This is a genomic window from Shewanella aestuarii, from assembly GCF_011765625.1.
Taxonomy (GTDB): domain Bacteria; phylum Pseudomonadota; class Gammaproteobacteria; order Enterobacterales; family Shewanellaceae; genus Shewanella; species Shewanella aestuarii_A.
This window is the reverse complement of record NZ_CP050313.1, coordinates 2,636,341-2,657,280: the sequence shown is the minus strand read 5'-3', so window position 1 is coordinate 2,657,280 and position 20,940 is coordinate 2,636,341. Positions and strand designations below refer to the sequence as shown.

Genomic DNA, 20,940 nt, shown 5'->3' with positions numbered 1-20,940 from the left:
AATGATAATTAGACATTTACATCGAGGTTAGTGTTGAAAATACTGGTAACAGGTGGGGCAGGCTTTATTGGATCGGCGGTTATTCGTCATCTTATTCATCAAACTCACCATAGTGTGGTGAATGTGGATAAGTTAACCTATGCGGGTAATTTATTGTCATTAACGTCAGTTGAGCAAGATAGTCGCTACTGTTTTGAACGGCTTGATATATGTGAACAAGCGTTGTTACAACAAGTCTTTGAGCGGCATCAGCCTGATGCGGTGATGCATTTAGCCGCCGAAAGTCACGTTGACCGTTCAATCACTGGTCCGAGTGATTTTATTCAAACCAACATTGTGGGTACATATAGTTTATTAGAGGTTAGTCGTCAGTATTGGCAAAGATTATCCGATGAAAAGCAGAAGCAATTTCGATTGCATCATATTTCGACTGATGAAGTATATGGTGATTTAGCGCATCCAGATGATGTTGAGCAAGCAGTTTTGCCGCTGTTTACCGAACAAACTGCCTATGCCCCCAGTAGCCCTTATTCCGCATCAAAAGCGGCGAGTGATCATCTGGTACGTGCTTGGCATCGCACTTATGGGCTGCCAACCTTGGTGTCAAATTGTTCAAATAATTATGGCCCTTATCATTTTCCTGAAAAGCTTATTCCCTTGGTCATTTTAAATGCGCTGGAAGGTAAACCGTTACCCATTTATGGTAAGGGGGATCAGATCCGTGATTGGTTATATGTCGAGGACCATGCCCGTGCATTAGTGAAAGTGTTAACCGAGGGCGAGGTAGGGGAGACCTATAATATTGGTGGCCATAACGAAAGACGTAACATTGAAGTCGTGACTGAAATTTGTAATGTGCTGGATGAGCTCATGCCTAAATCAACATCCTATGCAGAACAAATTGATTATGTTACCGATAGACCGGGACATGACAGACGCTATGCAATTGATGCCGCTAAAATTGCCCGAACCCTTAATTGGTCGCCACAAGAGACCTTTGAGTCAGGTATACGCAAAACCGTTCAATGGTATTTAGCGAATACCCATTGGTGTAAACAGGTGCAAGATGGCAGTTATCAACGCGAACGCTTAGGTCTTTCGGTATAATAGCAAGCGGGATTGCGTTTTTGTTTTGATGGATTGAGGTTATATGAAAGGTATTATTCTTGCTGGCGGCTCAGGGACACGTCTTTACCCATTAACTCGGGGTGTATCGAAGCAGTTATTGCCTATTTATGATAAACCGATGATTTATTATCCGTTATCCGTATTGATGCTTGCTGGTATTCGTGATGTGTTGATTATTACTACCCCAGAAGACCAAGCAAGCTTTGTACGTTTATTGGGTGACGGCAGTGATTTTGGTATTTCGTTAACCTATTCAGTGCAAGCATCACCTGATGGTTTGGCGCAGGCTTTTATTATTGGCGAGCAATTTATTGCTGATAGTTCAGTGTGCTTAGTGTTAGGTGATAACATTTTTTATGGTCAATATTTTAGCCATTCATTATTTAGCGCAATGAATAAAGGTCATGGTGCGACAATTTTTGCCCATCAAGTCAAAGATCCACAGCGTTTTGGTGTTGTTGAATTTGATAAAGCGTTGAACGTATTATCCATTGAAGAAAAACCACTAAAACCTAAATCAAATTATGCGGTTACTGGATTATATTTTTATGATAATCGAGTGGTAGAGTTTGCCAAAGCGCTAACGCCCTCCTCTCGAGGTGAGCTTGAAATATCAGACATTAATAATCGCTATTTAGCTGAGAAGAGCTTAAATCTTGAGATATTAGGGCGAGGGTTTGCGTGGCTAGATACCGGCACCCATGAAAGTTTGCATGAGGCATCAGGCTTTGTGCAAACCATTGAAAATGTACAAGGTTTAAAAGTGGCCTGTTTAGAAGAGATTGCTTGGCGAAAAGGTTGGCTAACGAATGAACGATTATCCACAATCGCCCACTCGATGCAAAACAACGCTTATGGGCAATATTTGGCTAAGTTGCTTAACCAATGACAAATAAAGTTGTAAATCCTTGCTCAGAGCCAAATACATCTAGCAGCAGGTTTTATACCTCTATCAAAAGTAACAAGACTAGCAAGACGGTTAAAGTCCTGCTAACGGGCGCTGCTGGCGCAGTGGGTATATCGATTGCTCAGCACTTGGCTGAGCAGGTTAATTTATTTAGCTATACCCATGAACAACTTGATATTACTCATGCTGACTCAGTTTTTACTGTTATTGATAAACTTAAGCCGGATATCATTATCAATGCTGCGGGTTATACCGCAGTGGATAATGCACAAGTTGATGAAGCTCAAGCCAGATTGGTTAATTGTAATGGCGCTAAAAATCTCGCTTTAGCTGCTGAAAGAATCGATGCGATTTTGATCCACCTTTCCACCGATTACGTTTTTTCAGGCGAGTCTGACTCCGCCTATACCGAACAAGATTTACCTCATCCCATCAATGTTTATGGACACTCTAAGCTAGCGGGTGAATTAGCCATACAACAACATTGTGCCAAACACATTATTATCAGAACCGCTTGGGTTTTTGCTGAACATGGGCATAATTTTGTGAAAACCATTGTAGAGTTAATTAAAACTCACCCCGTGCTGACTATCGTCGACGATCAAATTGGCGGCCCAACGTATGCCGGTGATATTGCGAAAGTGATTGGCACTGTTGTTGATAGAATAACCCATACCGATTTTTCAGCTGATAATTATGGCGTATACCATTATTGCGGTATGCCTTATGTGAGCTGGAAAGGCTTTGCTGATTCGATCATCTTGGCGGCGAAGCAAGCTGAGCTTATCGCCGTATCCCCCAAGGTTAATGGTACAGTATCTGAAAATTACCCAAGACCGGCTAAAAGGCCGAAAAATTCACGTTTAGATTGTGGTAAAATACAGCAAATTTTTAATGTGTCACTTTCAGACTGGCAAACTGCATTAACCTTTGTAGTGGGTTCGAATAACAAGGATCTTGAGCCAAAATGAAAGTCATTAAAACCAGTATTCCTGATGTTAAAATTATCGAGCCAACCGTGTTTGCCGATGAGCGTGGTTTTTTTATGGAAAGCTGGAACCAACAACGCTTTGAGCAATGTGTGACGGGCCACTCAACGGTGTTTGTACAAGATAACCACTCTCGTTCGACTAAAGGCACCTTGCGTGGATTACATTATCAAGAGCAGCATACCCAAGGTAAGTTAGTTTGGGTGACCTCAGGTGAGGTATTTGATGTTGCGGTGGATATTCGTCAAGGTTCAGCCACTTATGGGCAATGGGTGGGAGAATATTTATCTGCAAAGAATAAACGTCAAATTTGGATCCCCGCGGGTTTTGCTCATGGATTTTATGTGTTGAGCGACCATGCCGATTTTGTTTATAAATGCACGGATTATTATGATGCATCATCTGAAAAAGCGATTTTATGGAATGATGCGGATTTGAATATCGACTGGCCATTAACTGCAGCACCGTTATTGTCCGATAAAGATCAGCAAGCTGGCGTTTTTGCAGAAATTAAACCCCTGGGTTGGTAAATTTTAGCAATTCAAGCATCATTAGTCATTGGTTTGCTTGCTCATTCCTTTACGTGAATGACACACTTTTACATTTACTAATTATTTTGCGCTAAGCGCCAAGAGTTAACTTACATGCCCATCGAATATAAAGAATTAGAAGCTTTAGCTGCAACTCAAAGTGAAGTAGTAACATTGTGGTTGTATGGTTCTCAAGCGAAAGGAACTGCGAGTGAGCATAGTGACTGGGATTTAGCGGTGGCCTTTGAGCCTGTAAAATTAGACGATACACTCGACAACCGTTTGAGAGCGGAATTGTTGGCGATGGATTGGCAACGAGCTCTAGGACTACCTGAAGGCAAACTTTCAATTATCGATATCAATTTAGCACCAATTCCACTTGCTTTTGGTATTATTGAGGCGAATAAAGTGTTGTATAGTCGAGATGAAGGGCGCAGGATGCGTGAAGAAGCGCGAATTATGTCGCAGATGGAACTTGATTATCAGTATCATCTTTAAATCTGAGGTATCTAATGTCTGATAATGCTTATATCACTTCCTTGCGTTTGAGTTTGAATCGCTATCAATCTGAAATATACGAGCTTAAAACATTACTTGGTCAGCGAGCTCTAACAAATCTTGAATATCGTGCAGCAGAACGAACCTTGCAGGTTTCTATTGAAGCTTGTATCGGGATTGCTAAACATTGGGCTAAGGCGTTAGTTGGACATACACCACAAGATGCGTACCAAGCCTTTGAGATCCTTTGTCAGCAAGGGTTACAACCGGTAGAAGAACTTGTTTCTTGGCGTAAAGTGGTCGGGCTTCGCAATGCACTTGTTCATGATTATCTTAATATTAATCCTGAAATTATTCGAAGTGTCATTTCACAAGGCTATAGTGATAATTTATTTATTTTTGCTGAGCAAGGTCTAAATTGGCTCGAGGTTGAGCTCCCCCGTTGTCAGCGCGGGAGCTGCAATTCCCAGTCTTAATCAATCCCTAAAAATCCACCTGTTTGATGTGCCCATAGCTGGCTATAGATACCATCGGATGCTATCAGTTGTTGGTGAGTGCCTTGCTCAATAATTCGGCCTTGGTCAAGAACGATTAATCTATCCATGGCGGCAATGGTCGATAAGCGGTGGGCAATTGCGATAACCGTTTTACCTTCCATCAATTCATATAACGACTCCTGAATAGCGGCTTCAACTTCAGAATCAAGTGCCGATGTGGCTTCATCTAAAATTAAAATTGGGGCATTTTTAAGTAGCACCCTAGCAATTGCTATTCGTTGTCTTTGTCCACCAGACAGTTTTACTCCGCGCTCGCCCACTTGGGCATCTAGACCAACATTGCCGTGGGGATCGGTGAGCGATTCAATAAAATCATAGGCTTGTGCTTGTTTAATGGCCGACATGAGTTGTTCTTCAGTGGCATGAGGATCGCCATACAAGATATTTTCACGAATAGAGCGATGTAGCAGGGAGGTATCTTGAGTGACCATACCAATATGCGCCCGAAGTGAGTCTTGGGTAACATCAGTTAATGGTTGATCATCAATTAATATCTGCCCTTTTTCGACATCGTGAAAACGCATCAACAGATTGACAAGTGTTGATTTGCCCGCGCCTGAGCGACCTACTAAACCCACTTTTTCACCTGGTTTGATGTGTAATGCCAGGTTATCAATCACGCCGGCTTTTTCGCCGTAATGAAAGCTCACTTGGTTAAAATCAATCTTGCCTTGGCTCACATTAAGGGCTTTTGCTTCAGGCTTGTCTTTAATCGCAATGGGTTTTGATAAGGTATTCATGCCATCGGCAACGGTGCCTATGTTTTCAAACAATGAACTAATTTCCCACATGATCCACTGTGACATGCCGTTTAAACGCAGTGCTAGACTCACTGCAATAGCAATCGCTCCTACGGTGATGGCGTTGTCAGCCCACAACCAAATAGAGACGGCGGCAATGGTGAATGCCAACAGGTAATTAATAATTTGTACTAGCACGCTGATCACCGTGACTAAACGCATCTGGCCATATACGGTTTTTAAAAAGGCCATCATGCTATCTTGGGCGTAATCGGCTTCTTGCTTGGTGTGTGAAAACAATTTAACGGTTGATATGTTGGTGTAACTATCAACAATTCTACCGGTCATGCTTGAACGGGCGTCGGCCTGCTCGGCAGAAATCGCTTTTAGTTTTGGCACTAACTTCCATTGAATGGTCACATATGCGACAAGCCAGATCAGCATAGGCAACATCAAGCGTACATCTGCGCTAGCAATCATGACTAACATTGAGGTGAAGTAAATCAAGATATACATCAACACATCTAGCAACTTCATCACGGTTTCACGTACGGCAAGAGCGGTTTGCATTACCTTGGTAGCTACTCGTCCGGCAAAGTCATCTTGATAGAATGAAATGCTTTGTTTGAGTAAATATCGATGTGCTAACCAGCGGATGGCCATCGGGTAATTACCTAGTAGAGTTTGATGCACAATTAACGAGTGCAATAACACCAACAATGGAATGATCACCAATACAATCACCGACATGGTAATTAAGGTGGTATTTTCTTCTTGCCATAATGTATCTGGATTTTTGGTGACCAACCAATCCACAAGCTGGCCCATAAAGCCAAATAGAGACACTTCAAGCATGGCCAATAACGCTGTGAGCACTGACATCACAATTAATGGGGCGCCAAACCCTTTTGTGTAATGACGACAAAACGCATACAAGCCTTTAGGCGGTTGGGTTGGTTCTTCAGGTGGTAATGGCTGAACAAGTGACTCGAAAAATTTAAACATGGACAACTCAAATGATAATCAAACAATATTCGCTTTTACTTAGGATACCTTAACCAATTTGTAACCCAAGTGTTATTTATCGAATTCCCAAAATAGGCGCTCAGTCAATGAGTGACATTAAGTTGGTCTATTGAAAATACATCAATAGGTTAAATGATAAATGGCTTAGCCAAATATTTGGCAATTCACCATCGGTAAGATATTTGATTCATTTACAATTTATTTATCGAATCTGTCGAGAAAACCCCGTGATGCGAGTGAAGCGAAAGTCGCGGGGATGAATCGATAAACTAAACTTTCTCTTGGATATATTTTCGAATTGTATCAACGGAAATATTGCCTACTGAGCAAACGAAATATCCGTCAGACCAGAAAGAGTTCTCTGTCCAACTGCGTTACAAATTCTCCGGCATCACCCTAAGAAGTTATTTTCAATATTTAACGACTAAAATCAAATGTAGAGTGATTAGATATTTACAATGTGAGTTGGTTTGGAATTCCACTTGACACCCCCTGATTATACAGTAGTCTATACAGTATCCTGCGCAGTGGTATATACAGTGTATGAAAAAAACACTCAGATACAACTTTAGGCTTAAGCCGACACTAGAGCAAGAAGCCAAACTCGCTGAGTTTGGGGCATGCGCCCGTGGCGTATGGAACTTGTTGTTATCTGAAAATGTGCGTCGATATAGATATGATAAAACGTTTTTGTTTTACGACGAAATGGCTGGGCTGCTCCGTGACTTGAAAAAGTTCGATGAGTTTTCATGGCTTAAAGCTTTTGATTCTGCGGCTTCTCAGCAGGTAGCTCGTGACCTTGATACAGCACTAAAAAATTCCTCTAACAAAGGCCGAGCTCAGCAATTTCCGACTTTCAAAATTAGCTTTAAACTGAAAAGACTTCACGACGATAGCTTTCGATGTGTCAATAATAACGACTGCATCCGCATTGAAAAAGGCGCGATTAGCATTCCGAAAGTTGGCAAAATACCAATAGTTTTGCACCGAAAATTAGCCAGCAAAATTAAGACGGCAACTGTCAAAATGCGCCACGGAAACTGGTATGTATCACTGACTCAAGAAGTTGAGTGTAAGAGCGCAAAGCAAGTGTTATCAACGCTTGTGGGATATGACATTAATAGCCAATACACTGTTGTTGGCTCAAACGGTTGGTACGTTAAAAACCCGAAAGCTTTCAAGAAAGCATCCTCAAAATTAAAACAAATTCAAGTCCAGTTGAGTCGCCGAACGAAAGGCTCAAATCGCTGGCAAAAAAGCAAATCTCGTTTAAATAAACTTCACGGAAAAATCTCTCGCCAGCGCTTAGCGTTTGCTCACGAAGTATCATGTTCGATAGCCAAGAGCAGTGATATTATAGTGTTTGAGGATTTGAACGTGAAAGGAATGCAGCAATTTAACGGTCAGATGGTTAACGATAATGTGATGGGGTTAATCACGGAGTTAACCAAATACAAGGCTGAATTGAATGGCGCTGTTTACCATGAAATAGGTCGATACGTGAAATCATCAGGCATTTGTTGCGAATGTGGACACGAACATAAATTCGATTTAAGTGTGCGAGAATTTTCCTGTGAAAGATGCAAAGCAATGCAGTGTAGAGATTTGGCCGCTGCTAAATCTGTTGCAGATACAGGCGAAAAAGATTTAATGGCGAGTGGGATACTTGTCAGGGCGCTGCCCAAATCTCAGCAGAAATCACCTCCTAAAACGAAAGTCTTTGAGTGATCAGAGTTTGGTGTGGGAACTGAGAAAAAAGAAGCAACCTAGTCGTCAAAAAACTAGATTGCAGAAGCCACGTGTTCAAAGCGAAGCGATGTCGCAGGGTAGTTCACGAACTCTTTTAACCAGCAGCGGATATCGACAGTCTGACATCTTGGAGTGTCAAAATGCAGGTCTGGCTATCCATTGCATACACAAAACGAAAATTTTGACGAGTTTGATCCATCAAAGAGGATTATGATAGTTGTCATGTATTAATTATTATTATTGCCATGAAGGAGATAATTAATCCATAACACCTAATTACCTCCATAAAGTCACTCAAGACTATCTTTATGCAAGATTACTATTCAAAGGAGAATACTATGCAACATATTAACCAAGGTATCGCCCAGAAGCTTGAAGCGCTATCAAAAGGTTTGGTTGGCAGTATAGGTATAGCGGCACAGGAAATGAGTACTGGTGAGTGCATTACAGTAAACGGTGATGAATCGTTCGTGATGGCAAGTACTTATAAAGTGGCCATTGCAGTCACAGTTCTTCGTCAAGTAGACGAAGGAAAGCTAAAACTCACGGATTTAGTTGATTGCCCAGCAGAGAAGATGGTCGCAGGACCCAATCCATTGGCAACGTATTTGTTTCATCCTGGGGTCAAGTTATCTGTAGCCAATTTAATAGAGCCGATGATCACGGATAGCGACAATTCAGCAACAGACTTTTTGCTTGAATTAGTTGGTGGTCCAGAAGTAGTCACGCAGATGTTGCGCAGTCTTGGCATCACAGATTTTCGTGTTGACCGCTATGTTTCCGAAATTTTAAGAGATTTCTATGGTTTGGAAGAGAAGGTTTACCTACCTTATGCTGCAGTGGCTGCTACCAAACATCCCGAAGTTTTCTTGAAGATAGCAGATAGAAACCTTGATTACGAAAAAGATCCCCGTGATCAAACTACGCCTAATGCCATGTTGCAATTGCTTCTGGCGATTGATAACGGAACAGCCCTGAGTGAGGAGAGCCGTGAATTTCTGCTTGGTGTTATGTCTCGAACCACAACAGGTAAGGCACGTTTACAAGGTTTATTACCAAAAGGAACCCCTGTTGCTGACAAAACAGGCACGATTGGCGGTGTTGCTAATGATGTTGGCTATGTAACGCTACCTGATGGGCGTCGGTTTGCTATTGCAGTATTCACTAAGAGCAGTGCAACTTCTGAAGCTCAGCGTGAGTGCGCTATTGCCGAAGTTACCCGCTCCTTATACGACTTTTATTACTTAAAGTCATAAGGATAACACTTGTATCTACCATTGACTCACAAAAATTGCACAACTTATCAGATAAGGAAATATTATGACAGAAAAACAACAGCCTAATATAATGACAAAAGAAGAGGGCCAAGCAACCTTTGACTCTGTTATTACCGAAGTTGCAGAACTTATCAAAGAATTGCGCATTCCTGGACTTGCAGTGGGAGTGATCCACGGAAATAACAGTTATAGTACTGGTTTGGGTGTTGCCAAGGTAGGCACCGATGAGGCCGTCACCCCTGATACACAATTTCAAATTGGCTCTGTGACAAAAACCTTCCTTTCGACGGTGGCCATGCAGCTGTCCGAACAGGGCATGCTGGATTTGAATGCGCGTGTCGTGGATATTTTGCCGTGGTGGAGGGTTTCGGATCCCGATGCGACGTCAAAAGCGCGGGTAGTTGACCTGTTCCACCATCACGCAGGCTGGTATGGCGACCATGGTTTCCTTCCTGTTCCTCCGGGAGGGTCGATCAGTGAGAAGGTCATGCTCCAGGCGGCTTACGTCGAGCAGCTCTATCCGTTTGGTCAAACCTGGATGTACAACAACACCAGTATTACCTTCGCAACCCATGTGGTGTCACATGTCGGCGGAAAACCGATCGAGAACCTTATCGAGGAGCATTTGCTAGCCCCGCTAGGCATGGATTCGTCATCCTTTAATTACGACGCCACTCCTCCTGCTAAAAATTACGCATGGGGTCATCCGCCGATCTACGGCGAAGGCAGCATCAGTGATCTCAAACCTTACTACATTCCGTTGATTAGAGAGTCCGCAGCCTCCGGTGGAATCCGATCTACGGTTACCGACATGCTGAAATACGCCCGTTTCCAGCTGGATGGCAAGGACGCATCTGGGAACCAACTTTTGTCCCAAAAAGCACTGGACTATGCCCACGCTCCGGCAGTCGAGGCTGAGGCCGGTGACTTTACCGGACTAACATGGTTTGTACACGACTACGACGGGGTTACCAGCCCCAGTCACGGAGGAAATTGGCCCGGCACACGTTCTTTTCTGCAGCTGGTGCCGAAGCACGACTTTGCTGTGGTGGTTTTGGTCCATAGTGATCGCGGAGTGGAGGCTTACAAAAAAGTTGCAAATGCGATGGTCAAAGCCTTCACTAAAATTGAGGCCAAGCCTTTAGTCGCAGTTGGCGAGGATCCGGCTGTGCTAGACCCCTTTGTCGGCGTCTTCAAGGGCAATTCTCAAAACATTGAGATCCGCAAAGAGGGTGACAAATATGTGTTTGTCCAGTTCTCCGCATTAACTAAGGGAGCGGATCCAGCGCCGGCCAAAGTTGCCAACACTGCCGAGGGCTATTTCATCATCACCGAAGGCCCAAACGAGGGATCTCTTGGCGAATTGATCAAAGATCCGTCTGGCGAACTCAACTACGTTCGATTTAACCATCGGATCTTTATTCGGGGCGAAGGGGCGGTCGACGAATTCTCGCTCTCCGGATCGGTATTCGACAAATAACCGGGAAGCTAGAGGATATATCAATTAACGTCTAAATTAAGTTAATGTTATTAAAGCGTTCTTAGTTACCCTAAACATTGCCAATGTGGTTTTTTTGCTTCAAAGTAGATGACCACATTGGTGAATTATGCCAGGCAGGTGAAGTTTAGCTGAGGTACTTAAGGCTTAAAGGCAAAATTGTTGATTCTGGTATCTCAGCGTTTTTAGCGTGCTAGTTTCTATGGAAACCTTAAAACTTTATTTTATTCTAGAACATGTAATAGGGTTATTAATACACATAAAATAAGAACTTAACTTATATAAAAGAAAGATACAGTTAAAAGGATTTGAACATGATGGCAGAAAATGTAAGTAAATTTTTAAACAGTTTTTTGATTTCATTATTTTGTGCGCTTCCCGTCTATGCAGATAACTCACCTTCTCAAACTTTGTTGAAAAATGTACACGTTTTTGATGGCGTGAGTGCAAAGCGTATTGAGAATGCAAATGTCCTCATTGAAGGCAACATTATAAAAAATATTTCGACCGATCCTATCGATGCGACGGGGGCAACGGTGATTGATGGTGGTGGACGCACATTGATGCCGGGGCTGACAGACACTCATGTTCATCTTGCTTACACATCGATTGATCAAATGAGCATGGTTACAGGGCATGCGAGTTATGGTTACGTGCGATCAACCGTTGACGCCAAAGACATGTTAATGCGGGGTATCACCAGTGTGCGTGATATGGGGGCAACGTATTCGGCCTTAAGAGGGCTATTGATGAAGGCCTAATTGAAGGGCCAAGAATTTATCCATCAGGCGCCTTAATTTGTCAAACTGCTGGGCACTTCGACTTCCGCTTTGGCAACGAAAATCCGATGCTGTACGGTGGTGGGCTCCCTGATTGGCAATATCAAGGCCATGCTTACATTGCTGACGGTGTAGAACAAGTGCTTACAGCAGTTCGTGAAAACCTTCGTAAAGGTGCATCGCAGATCAAATTAGCCGCCGGTGGCGGTTATGCCTCTCCCGCCGACCCACTATTGGGCAATCAATACACATTTGATGAAATCAAGGCGGCGGTTGATACAGCGGGTGATTGGGGAACCTACGTGACTATTCACTCTTACCACCCTTCGGCTATCAATCGTGCAATTGATGCAGGTATCAAAGATGTTGGTCACGGTCAGTTACTAGACAAACCGACTCTACAGCGTATGGCAAAAGAAGGTGTTTTTCTAAGTACTCAACCGTTTACCGTTTGTAACGAACCACAATTAGATGATTTCTCAAATGCCAAGCTGGCTAAGGTGTGTGAGGGAACCGAGCGAGTTTACAAAGACATTAAAGCGATACCTAAACTGAAAGTGACCTTCGGAACCGATATGTTCTTTCTTCCTCAAGAAGAGGTGGCCAAACAAATGCAACAGATGGAGCGTCTGTTACCTTGGTTTAAACCTGTTGAAATCTTGCGGATGGCAACAAGCACTGCCGGTGAATTATTTGCTTTGAGTGGTGAAATGCGAAACCCTTACCAAGAGGGAACCTTGGGCAAGGTTTCAGTAGGTGGCTATGCAGATGTTCTTTTGGTAGAGGGGAATCCGCTTGAAGATCTAGGGGCTGTCACCAATACAGACAATCTTAAAATTATCATGAAAGATGGCGTGATCTACAAGAATACACTTTGATAATTAATTTAAGAGTAGTCTCTCAGATAACACCAAATTTAATGAGGCTAAAGATCCTAAACATTGGTCATCTGGAAGTTAGTCATAATACGTAAGAGGTTCAAATGAAAGATTCAAATGATAAGAAAACAAATATTACGGATGTGGTATACGATGTTGTTATTACGAATGGCAGGGTAATCGACCCTGAAACGTATACCGATGGTATTTTTAATGTAGGCATATCCGGCGACAGGATTGCTGCAATTTCAACAGAACCATTGACGGGTAAAGATGTAATCGATGCAACGGCAAAAATAGTATCACCCGGTTTTATTGATTTACATGCACATTCGCAAAATATTGGCAGTAATCGTATTCAGGCTTTTGATGGTTTGACGACTGCATTAGATCTCGAATCTGGTGTTTTACCTGTAAGTGAGTTCTACGATAAATGTGCAGCTGAAGGTCGACCAATTAACTACGGTGCTTCTTCGGCTTGGGGCGGGGCTAGAATTGTCACCTTTAGCCCTCAAAAAGCTGTGAATGGAAAACCAGTTCCTTCCATAGAATGGTTTTTGCAAGCTTTTGATGCTACTGAATGGGTAATGTCTGTGGCTGAAGGTGAGACCCTTCAGAAGATCCTTGATATGACTGAAGAAGGTCTAAAAGAGGGGGGATTGGCATCGGTGTACCATGGGGCTATGCACCAGGTACTGGAACGAAAGAATTGTTAGGTATTTGGAAACTGGCAAAAAAATATAATGTACCTACATATACGCATATCCAAAACCTTTCAATGCTTGAACCAAACAGTGGTACTAAAAACATCATTGAAATGATTGGTCTTGCCGCCGCCACGGGAGCCAAAACGCATATCTGTCATCTTAACAGCGTCAGTTTACGAGATATTCCTCTTATCAGTAACCTGGTAAAAACTGCACAGTCTTCCGGAATTCCTATTACCACTGAAGCTTATGCTTATGGGGCTGGAAATGGTCCAATAGGCGCTCACGAATTTGATCCTACCGATGTTAGAGAACGTCTTCATATTGATTGGAGTGACCTAACAGCAATTAAAACGATGAAAAACTTCGAAAGTAAAGAAGAAGTGGTTAACGCAAGAAAAGAAGACCCTAATTTATCGACGATAATTCATTATTTGAGAGAAGATGAAAATACGCATGATGCTTCTTTGCTTGATATGTCCGTTTTATTACCCGGAGGGGCAATTGTAACCGATGGTTTACCTTATATAACCAGTGATGGTAAATTTTTTAATACCGATGAATGGCCATTGCCAGAAGGCTTAAGTAACCACCCAAGAGCAGCAGGAAACTATTGTCGATTTTTGAGAAAATGGGTGCGTGAACGTGGCGTTATCAGTTGGATGGCTGCGATCCGCCAAGCGTCATTGAATGCCGCTTTAATACTTGAAGATTCTATTCCTGAGATGAAACGTAAAGGAAGGTTACAAGTAGGTGCAGATGCTGATATTTTAGTTTTTGATCCAAATACTGTATCTGAACAGGCTGATTTCCGAAATCCAGCTAGGTTATCGACAGGTATGCATCATGTACTTGTTAATGGCAAATTTTTAATTCGAGATGAAGAGTTAGATACTAATGCTCTGCCTGGTAAACCTATACGTGGCAAAATAACAGCTTAATTAGTCATCCCCCAAAATTCCGGAAAATCGTTAATGAGGACGAAATATTGTGTAGTTTAAAAAATGAAAATACATCCCTGCCAATTCCTGTAACTATTTTATCCGGTTTTTTGGGGGCAGGTAAAACCACACTTTTGAATCATATTCTTACGGCTGATCATGGCAGAAGAATTGCGGTAATCGTAAATGATTTTGGTGCCATCAACATTGATGCAGACTTGGTTACCGATGTCACTGATGGTGTGATTAGTTTGGCTAATGGATGTGTTTGCTGTGCAATACGTGCAGATCTGATCACTGCAGTATTAAAGTTATCGGATCTAGCAGAAAGACCTAATCAGATTGTCATTGAATCTAGTGGCGTCGCGGATCCAGAAGGTATTTATAGATCCTTTCTTCAACCTGAGATAAGAAATGACGTCTTAGTCGATGGGATTTTAACCGTGGTTGATGCAGAACAAGTACTGAATATTCCTGAGCAAGAAATGAAACTGGCAAAACTTCAGGTAAGTGCAGCAGATCTCGTTATCCTTAATAAAATTGATTTGGTCAATGATGAGACAGTATCTGAGGTAGAAAGTTGGATTGGCAGTTTGAATAGAAGAGCACAAATTCTTTATGCTGAAAAATGTAAGTTACCGATAGACGTGTTATTAGGTGTTGAAGCGGGAAAAGCATTAAATATAAATAACCAAACTGAGAAGTTATCTCATGCACATCATCATGATGTTACTTTTGAATCTTGGAGTTACGAAAGTCATAGCCCGTTTAAACTTTCACTTCTGAATCAATTATTGAATCACCTTCCATCTGAACTTTTCAGAGCGAAAGGCTTTATTTATGCAAAGGAGAATCAAACAAAACGATTATTACTTCAAATGGTTGGACGGCGAACCATTCTCTCAGAAGAAAAAGACTGGGGTGAAATGACTCCTGCTAGTCAACTTGTTTTTATCGCAAGAAAAGGAACTTGTAATATTGAAGGCATTAAAAATGCACTCGATAAGTGTCTGGCTTGAACAATTGACCTGCACAATCTCGTTATTTAGTGCCGAGTCATTCATGTAGATAATCTATTTGAGAACAAGTTTTAAAAGGCTTTGATTTTTACTGGTTAAGGTGTAGATTTTCTTTTATTTATTTAGCAGGTTGTATGAAAACAAAAACTGACACTAAATCGCTTGGTGTGCCTTCTGTCGTTTCCTTCGATGAAGCTTGGCATTTCATCGTTAAGGTTGGGCTTGCATTTCATCGTTATGGTTCTACAGCAGGACGTTTAGAGTTTTTTTTACGGCAACTCTCTGAGAAGTTTGGATATGAAGGTGTGTTTAAGTCGACTCCATCAGAGATTATTTTTGGCTTGAGGGAGACGCCCAATTCACCTCAACGTTTAGAGTTCATCACTACCCCAGGTTCTGGTGTTGATCTTGATAAGTTAGCCCAATTAGGTGACTTGTTAACTGAATTTGATGCAGGTCATTTGTCTCTTGACGACTTTCACGCTCGACTCAACAGTATTGATAAGACGCCTCCTCCTTGGGGGCCATTTGCTACTTTGTTAAGTTATGCAATTGTGGGGGCTGGATTAGCCCCTCTTTTAGGTGGGGGATGGGCTGATAGCATATTTGCGACACTATTCAGTATTCTTGTTTATGGTGTGGTAGTGGTTTCGGGACGATTAGGGCCTGTTGCATCTTCTTGGTTACCATTTTCTTCAGCCTTTATCGTTGGAGTCCTGGCGACGGTTGTGAAACTTTGGGTGCCCGAGTTAAATCTCGTTCTCGTCATTTTATCTGCAGTCGCAATTATCATTCCTGGTTATACCATAAGCCTTGGCGTGGGAGAGCTAGTAGGGCAGCATATCGCTTCGGGAATAGCGAACCTCATGGCAGGTCTTATTTGTCTTTCAAAACAAGTTTTGGGGGGCTGGTTTGGCATTATTGTGGTCAGTAAAGTCTTTCCTATGGTGACCTCTGAGCCTTCTGTGCCTGTAGCTCAAATATGGATGTGGCTATTTGTCCCTCTCATTCTCATTGGACTTTGCCTCGCGTTTCAAACCTCTCGCAGAGATTTGCTTTGGGCTGTATTGGTTTCAGGTATCGCGTATCTTGGCATTATGCTCGGCAGTGTGTTTCTTAATACTAATCTTGGTAATTTACTGGGTACTATCTTCGCCGTTGTTCTTGCAAATTTGTGGGCTGAAAAAACGGGGCGTCCAGGTTTAATCGTACTGATCCCCGCTATTGTTTTACTGGTTAGTGGTAGTATTGGGTTTCGTGGTCTCATTGCGATGGTAGATGGTAATTTATTGTTGGGTGTTGAACAATTTCTACAGATGTTTGTTGTCGCACTGACAATATTTGTCGGAATTATAATTGGTTATACGATTTCTCGTCCTAATCGCTGGCTTTAAATATGTCGGCATAGGTGGGATTGATGAGTGTTGGCTCCGTAAATCTATGATCCTTATAAGGATGAATTCAAATGTTGATTAAACCTTTGCCATTAACTGACAACACTGAAGCAAAACAAATGATTGACCACATACCCGTTATGCAAAGCTGGTTAACCACTCCAGTAGGTATGGTGACGATAAAGGCATCTTCGCAAGGTATCACTCATTTAACCGTAGAAGATTTATCCCTTAAAGCAGATATGGTGACACAGCTTGACATCAAAGCCATTAACTCAAATCACACTAGCGAGTTAATATCTCAAGCCAATGAGCATCTTCAACAAGCGGGTCTTCAATTAGCTGAGTATTTTCAGGGTAAACGCCAAGGTTTTTGTTTACCTCTTGCTCCGAAAGGCACCGAATTTCAACGCCAAGTGTGGCAAGCATTATCGGATATGGCCTTTGGTGAAGTATGCAGTTATGGCGATATTGCCAATCTAATTGGACGCCCAAAAGCGGTGAGGGCCGTTGGGGCTGCCAATGGTGCAAACCCAATTGCCATCGTGGTGCCTTGTCATCGGGTGATAGGCAAAAACGGTAAACTGACTGGATATGCTTATGGGTTAGAAATGAAACAGTTTTTGCTCAACTTAGAAGCTTCGGCTAGCTAGAAGTTAATCGATATGATGCGATTTATAACAAACGATCATTGAGATTATGACGTTTGTTGTTAGGATGACATTTGCAATACTGTGGTAATTTTAATTCTGACGTCAGTAACAATTTAAGGTAAAATTGTGGATTAATTATTATTGATTGACTGAACACATGACCCAAACTGTGACATTTGCTGAATTTGGTTTATCTACGCCTTTAGTTGCAAGATTAACCGAGCTTCAATATACCCATCCAACTCCAGTACAAGCAGCTACCATTCCGGCTTTACTTCAAGGCAAAGATATTTTAGCTGGCGCCAATACTGGCTCAGGTAAAACCGCAGCGTTTGCGTTACCTATCATTCAGCAGTTAATTGATGCGAAAACGCTTTCCCAGACTAAATCAGCCACTAAATCAGCCACTAAATCGAGCACTAAACAAAACGATGTGAGTTGTTTAGTCTTGGTGCCAACCCGAGAGTTAGCTAAGCAGGTTGCTGATAGTTTCTTGTCATATTCGAGTCATTTAAACGGGCAATTAAAAACGCTTGCTGTATTTGGTGGCGTGTCAGTGAATACTCAAATGCTCGCTTTACGTGGTGGCGCAGATATTGTGGTTGCCACTCCCGGGCGTTTACTCGACTTGGTGTCTTCTAATGCCATCAAGTTGAATCGAGTAAAGCATTTAGTGCTTGATGAAGCTGATCGCATGTTAAACCTTGGTTTTACTGATGAGTTGGATCAAGTACTGAATTTGATGCCAAAACAAAAGCAAACTTTGTTATTTTCTGCGACATTCCCAGAAGAAGTGAAGTCACTTGCTGCAGGTTTATTGACTAATCCCATCGAATTTCAATTACAAAATGCAGATGAAAGTACCTTGGTTCAGCGAGCCATTACCGTTAACCGTGAAAATAAAACCGCCTTATTAGCGCATTTAATTAAACAGCATCAATGGCGCCAAGTGCTTATTTTTGCGAGTGCAAAAAATACCTGTAATCATCTTGCACAAAAATTATCTAAGCGCGGTATTAAAGCTGAAGTTTTTCATGGTGATAAAGCACAAGGCGCTAGAAATCGTGTGCTAGATGGTTTTAAAAATGGTGAAATTGATGTATTAATAGCAACCGATATCGCCGCAAGGGGCATAGATATCGATAAGCTGCCTGTGGTGATTAATTTTGATTTACCAAGAAGCCCTGCAGATTATATGCACCGTATAGGGCGCAGCGGTCGTGCTGGCGAGATTGGTCTTGCCATCAGTTTATTGTGTCATGATGATTATCATCATTTCACTGTGATAGAAAAAAAGAACAAAATCCGGCTTGAACGTGAGCAGATAGCGGGTTTTGAAGCGGACGAACAAATGCCATTGAGTGCACAAGATACCAAGCCAATGGCTAAACCCGAAGGTATGGGTAAGAAAAAACGTAAACAACTTCCTCCAGAAAATATAGCTATTTGGTCTAGAAAACCAAATTAAGTAGTAGGTATATGAAACAGGTTTTTTGGTTAATTGAAGGGAAAATTGCTGGACGCAGTGGCCCAAATATAGATGCATGGGATTTAGCAGAGTTAAAAGCTGCTGGTTTTGGTGCCATCGCATCTCTGAATGACGGTGCGGGTTGTGATCCGCAAATGATTAAGCCATTGGGACTTGATCATCAAGTATTTAATTTACCCGATAACATTCCCCCTAAGCCTGAAGATGTGCATGTTTGTGCAGAAATCATGCCTAAGGTGCTTGAGTTTATTCGACAAGCAGAAGCTCAAAATAAAGCTGTGTTATTACACTGTCGCTCGGGTATTAACCGTACTGAATTAATGATGGCTTACTATTTAATGGAAAATGGCGCAGCACCTGTACACGCTGTAAGCCAAGTACGTAATGCCAGTGGCTTAGCGTTTGACGCTGATGGTTGGGATCAATTTGTTTATGATGTGCTTTATACATTGCAACGCCCGGTGAATTAACTCGGCTTATACAGTCTTGATAACATGAGCTAATAGACAAAAGGTAAACTGAGTCATTAGCTCATTTTTTTGAAGGAGTAAACTATGTTTGTCAACAGGATGTTAAAGGCATCATTTTCTGTTTATGGGTCCATTTTGTTATTGCTCGTATTGGTAAGTGGATGTTCATCCCATCATGTTTACCCAACAGCACCACTTGAATATCAACTTTCCAAACCTGATGACACGCTATTAGCTCAGTATTTACAGCAACTTCCGGAACTTGAAACCCATAATGGTATCTATCCTTTGTATGACGGACTGGATGCTTTTACGTCTCGCTTGCTAATGATTGGCTCAGCCAGTGTATCAATTGATTTGCAATATTATCTTTATCATGATGATGAAACAGGCAAACTATTAACGTTATACCTTTATAATGCCGCTGAGCGAGGGGTAAGAGTGAGGTTACTCGTTGATGACATGACGACCAAAGGGCGAGATTTAAGCATATTGAACCTTGCCGCTCATCCTAATATTAGTATTCGAATTTTTAATCCTGCTAATGAGCGTACTTTTCGTAATCTAGCGTTTTTAAACAATTTTTCACGCTTAAATCATCGTATGCATAATAAATCACTCACGATTGATAACTTAGTGAGTGTCGTCGGCGGCCGAAATATTGGTGATGAATATTACTCAGCTAGTCATAGTGTAGAGTTTGGTGATTTCGATGTAGTAATGATAGGCGAGGTGGTTAGCAAGGTTTCTGAGCAATTTGATTTGTACTGGAACTCCTCTCAAGTAAGACCGATTGAACAATTATTTTCTAGTAACACCGATATACTTACCGCTTCTGAAATACAGCAGTATTTTAGTGACTATCATCAATCGATGCTCGAACATCCATATCTGATCCGTCTCACCCAATCAGAGTTTTTACATCAAATGCTCAATGATCAGCTGGTTTGGTATTGGTCTGATGCTGAGTTAATTTATGATCTGCCCAATAAATTAAATCAACTTGATGAACCAACATTACTGGATGATTTAAATCTATTGTTTAAAAAAACGAATGATGAGATGGTCATACTGTCTCCCTATTTTGTACCCACCGACAAAGGTACAGAGGCGTTGATCTCTGCGGTTAAGCAAGGTAAAAAAGTGACAATTATTACTAACTCACTTGCCGCTACCGATGTACTTGCTGTGCATGCCGGCTATATTAATTATCGTGAACGTTTAGTGAAAGCTGGGGTGACAATTTATGAGATGAAAGCTTTTCTACACAAGGATAAAGCCAAGACGAAAAAGAGCATGTTAACGGGCAGTTCACGCAGTAGTTTGCATGCAAAAATGGTTGCGATTGATAAACAGCATTTATTTGTGGGCTCATTCAACTTTGACCCGCGTTCAGCTTGGTTGAATACTGAAATGGGGGTGATTATTGATAACTCTGAATTAACCCAATCAATAGTTGAAGGTATCGATAACAGCATCGCTAAATGGGCTTATTTACTTAAATATAAAGATGAACAATTACAGTGGTGGGACATTCAACAGAACATTTATTATCAACAGGAGCCTGAAGCAAACTGGTGGCAACGATTTTCTGCTAAGTTTCTTTCTTTTTTGCCTATAGAATCACAGCTTTAAAGTGTTGTGATGCACTTGAATAACCCTTCATATCTGCGGTAATGGATTAAACCAAAACACCCATATCCTTATGGTG

General features: G+C 41.8%; 18 protein-coding genes and 2 pseudogenes. 18 read left to right on the top strand and 2 right to left on the bottom strand.

Features of this window, described 5'->3' with window-relative positions; all coding sequences use genetic code 11:
* Nucleotides 1-33: 33 nt before the first annotated feature.
* The 6 genes from rfbB (at nt 34) to hepT (ending at nt 4,528) form a co-directional block, all read left to right on the top strand.
* Nucleotides 34-1,107: a dTDP-glucose 4,6-dehydratase gene (rfbB, locus tag HBH39_RS11730; protein WP_167678473.1), complete on the top strand. Its 1,074-nt coding sequence runs from the start codon at nt 34-36 to the stop codon at nt 1,105-1,107.
* Nucleotides 1,108-1,150: 43 nt separating this feature from the next.
* Complete coding sequence (rfbA, locus tag HBH39_RS11725) at nt 1,151-2,017, top strand: glucose-1-phosphate thymidylyltransferase RfbA (RefSeq protein WP_167678471.1); 867 nt, start codon at nt 1,151-1,153, stop codon at nt 2,015-2,017.
* Nucleotides 2,014-3,006, top strand: coding sequence for a dTDP-4-dehydrorhamnose reductase (gene rfbD / locus HBH39_RS11720; protein ID WP_167678469.1), 993 nt, complete (start codon nt 2,014-2,016; stop codon nt 3,004-3,006). The genes rfbA and rfbD overlap by 4 nt, the downstream gene beginning before the upstream one ends.
* Entirely contained in the window at nt 3,003-3,554 is a 552-nt protein-coding gene (rfbC, locus tag HBH39_RS11715) for a dTDP-4-dehydrorhamnose 3,5-epimerase (protein WP_167678467.1), read from the top strand. Before rfbD ends, rfbC begins: the two co-directional genes overlap by 4 nt.
* Nucleotides 3,555-3,668: 114 nt before the next feature.
* Nucleotides 3,669-4,052 (top strand): type VII toxin-antitoxin system MntA family adenylyltransferase antitoxin, encoded by a 384-nt coding sequence (mntA, locus tag HBH39_RS19805; RefSeq protein ID WP_167678465.1) that lies wholly within the window; start codon nt 3,669-3,671, stop codon nt 4,050-4,052.
* 14 nt (nt 4,053-4,066) lie between these two features.
* Nucleotides 4,067-4,528, top strand: a complete 462-nt coding sequence (gene hepT / locus HBH39_RS19800) for a type VII toxin-antitoxin system HepT family RNase toxin (RefSeq protein ID WP_167678463.1) — start codon at nt 4,067-4,069, stop codon at nt 4,526-4,528.
* Here the strand turns inward: hepT and HBH39_RS11700 are convergent.
* Together HBH39_RS11700 and HBH39_RS20120 are read right to left on the bottom strand one after the other, a co-directional pair.
* The gene (locus tag HBH39_RS11700) at nt 4,525-6,354 is read right to left on the bottom strand and encodes an ABC transporter ATP-binding protein (RefSeq protein WP_167678461.1); all 1,830 of its coding nucleotides are present in this window, start codon (nt 6,352-6,354) and stop codon (nt 4,525-4,527) included. The genes hepT and HBH39_RS11700 overlap by 4 nt on opposite strands.
* A gap of 290 nt (nt 6,355-6,644) precedes the next feature.
* Nucleotides 6,645-6,731 (bottom strand): annotated as a pseudogene (locus tag HBH39_RS20120) (transposase); the annotation flags it as partial.
* A 187-nt stretch (nt 6,732-6,918) separates the two neighbouring features.
* On the opposite strand from HBH39_RS20120, the gene HBH39_RS11690 reads away from it, so the two are divergent.
* The 12 genes and pseudogenes from HBH39_RS11690 (at nt 6,919) to HBH39_RS11635 (ending at nt 20,864) form a co-directional block, all read left to right on the top strand.
* A complete protein-coding gene (locus HBH39_RS11690) occupies nt 6,919-8,103 on the top strand; it encodes an RNA-guided endonuclease InsQ/TnpB family protein (RefSeq protein WP_167678459.1) in 1,185 nt (394 codons plus the stop codon).
* 359 nt (nt 8,104-8,462) lie between these two features.
* Entirely contained in the window at nt 8,463-9,380 is a 918-nt protein-coding gene (bla, locus tag HBH39_RS11685) for a class A beta-lactamase (RefSeq protein WP_208764156.1), read from the top strand.
* 64 nt (nt 9,381-9,444) lie between these two features.
* Entirely contained in the window at nt 9,445-10,881 is a 1,437-nt protein-coding gene (locus HBH39_RS11680) for a serine hydrolase domain-containing protein (protein ID WP_167678454.1), read from the top strand.
* Nucleotides 10,882-11,213: 332 nt separating this feature from the next.
* A pseudogene (locus tag HBH39_RS11675) lies at nt 11,214-12,556 on the top strand (amidohydrolase family protein).
* A 104-nt stretch (nt 12,557-12,660) separates the two neighbouring features.
* Entirely contained in the window at nt 12,661-13,272 is a 612-nt protein-coding gene (locus HBH39_RS11670) for a hypothetical protein (RefSeq protein WP_167678452.1), read from the top strand.
* Complete coding sequence (locus HBH39_RS11665) at nt 13,215-14,204, top strand: amidohydrolase family protein (RefSeq protein ID WP_167680064.1); 990 nt, start codon at nt 13,215-13,217, stop codon at nt 14,202-14,204. Before HBH39_RS11670 ends, HBH39_RS11665 begins: the two co-directional genes overlap by 58 nt.
* A 47-nt stretch (nt 14,205-14,251) precedes the next feature.
* Nucleotides 14,252-15,223 carry a CobW family GTP-binding protein gene (locus HBH39_RS11660; protein ID WP_167678450.1) on the top strand — a complete coding sequence of 324 codons (972 nt, stop codon included), beginning with the start codon at nt 14,252-14,254 and terminating at the stop codon, nt 15,221-15,223.
* Between the two features lie 134 nt (nt 15,224-15,357).
* Complete coding sequence (locus HBH39_RS11655) at nt 15,358-16,617, top strand: threonine/serine ThrE exporter family protein (protein ID WP_167678448.1); 1,260 nt, start codon at nt 15,358-15,360, stop codon at nt 16,615-16,617.
* Between the two features lie 71 nt (nt 16,618-16,688).
* Complete coding sequence (locus tag HBH39_RS11650) at nt 16,689-17,270, top strand: methylated-DNA--[protein]-cysteine S-methyltransferase (RefSeq protein ID WP_432280113.1); 582 nt, start codon at nt 16,689-16,691, stop codon at nt 17,268-17,270.
* A 145-nt stretch (nt 17,271-17,415) separates the two neighbouring features.
* The gene (locus HBH39_RS11645) at nt 17,416-18,738 is read left to right on the top strand and encodes a DEAD/DEAH box helicase (protein ID WP_432280112.1); all 1,323 of its coding nucleotides are present in this window, start codon (nt 17,416-17,418) and stop codon (nt 18,736-18,738) included.
* Between the two features lie 11 nt (nt 18,739-18,749).
* Nucleotides 18,750-19,229: a dual specificity protein phosphatase family protein gene (locus HBH39_RS11640; RefSeq protein ID WP_167678444.1), complete on the top strand. Its 480-nt coding sequence runs from the start codon at nt 18,750-18,752 to the stop codon at nt 19,227-19,229.
* 84 nt (nt 19,230-19,313) lie between these two features.
* Nucleotides 19,314-20,864 (top strand): phospholipase D family protein, encoded by a 1,551-nt coding sequence (locus HBH39_RS11635; RefSeq protein ID WP_167678441.1) that lies wholly within the window; start codon nt 19,314-19,316, stop codon nt 20,862-20,864.
* The last annotated feature ends 76 nt before the right edge of the window (nt 20,865-20,940 follow it).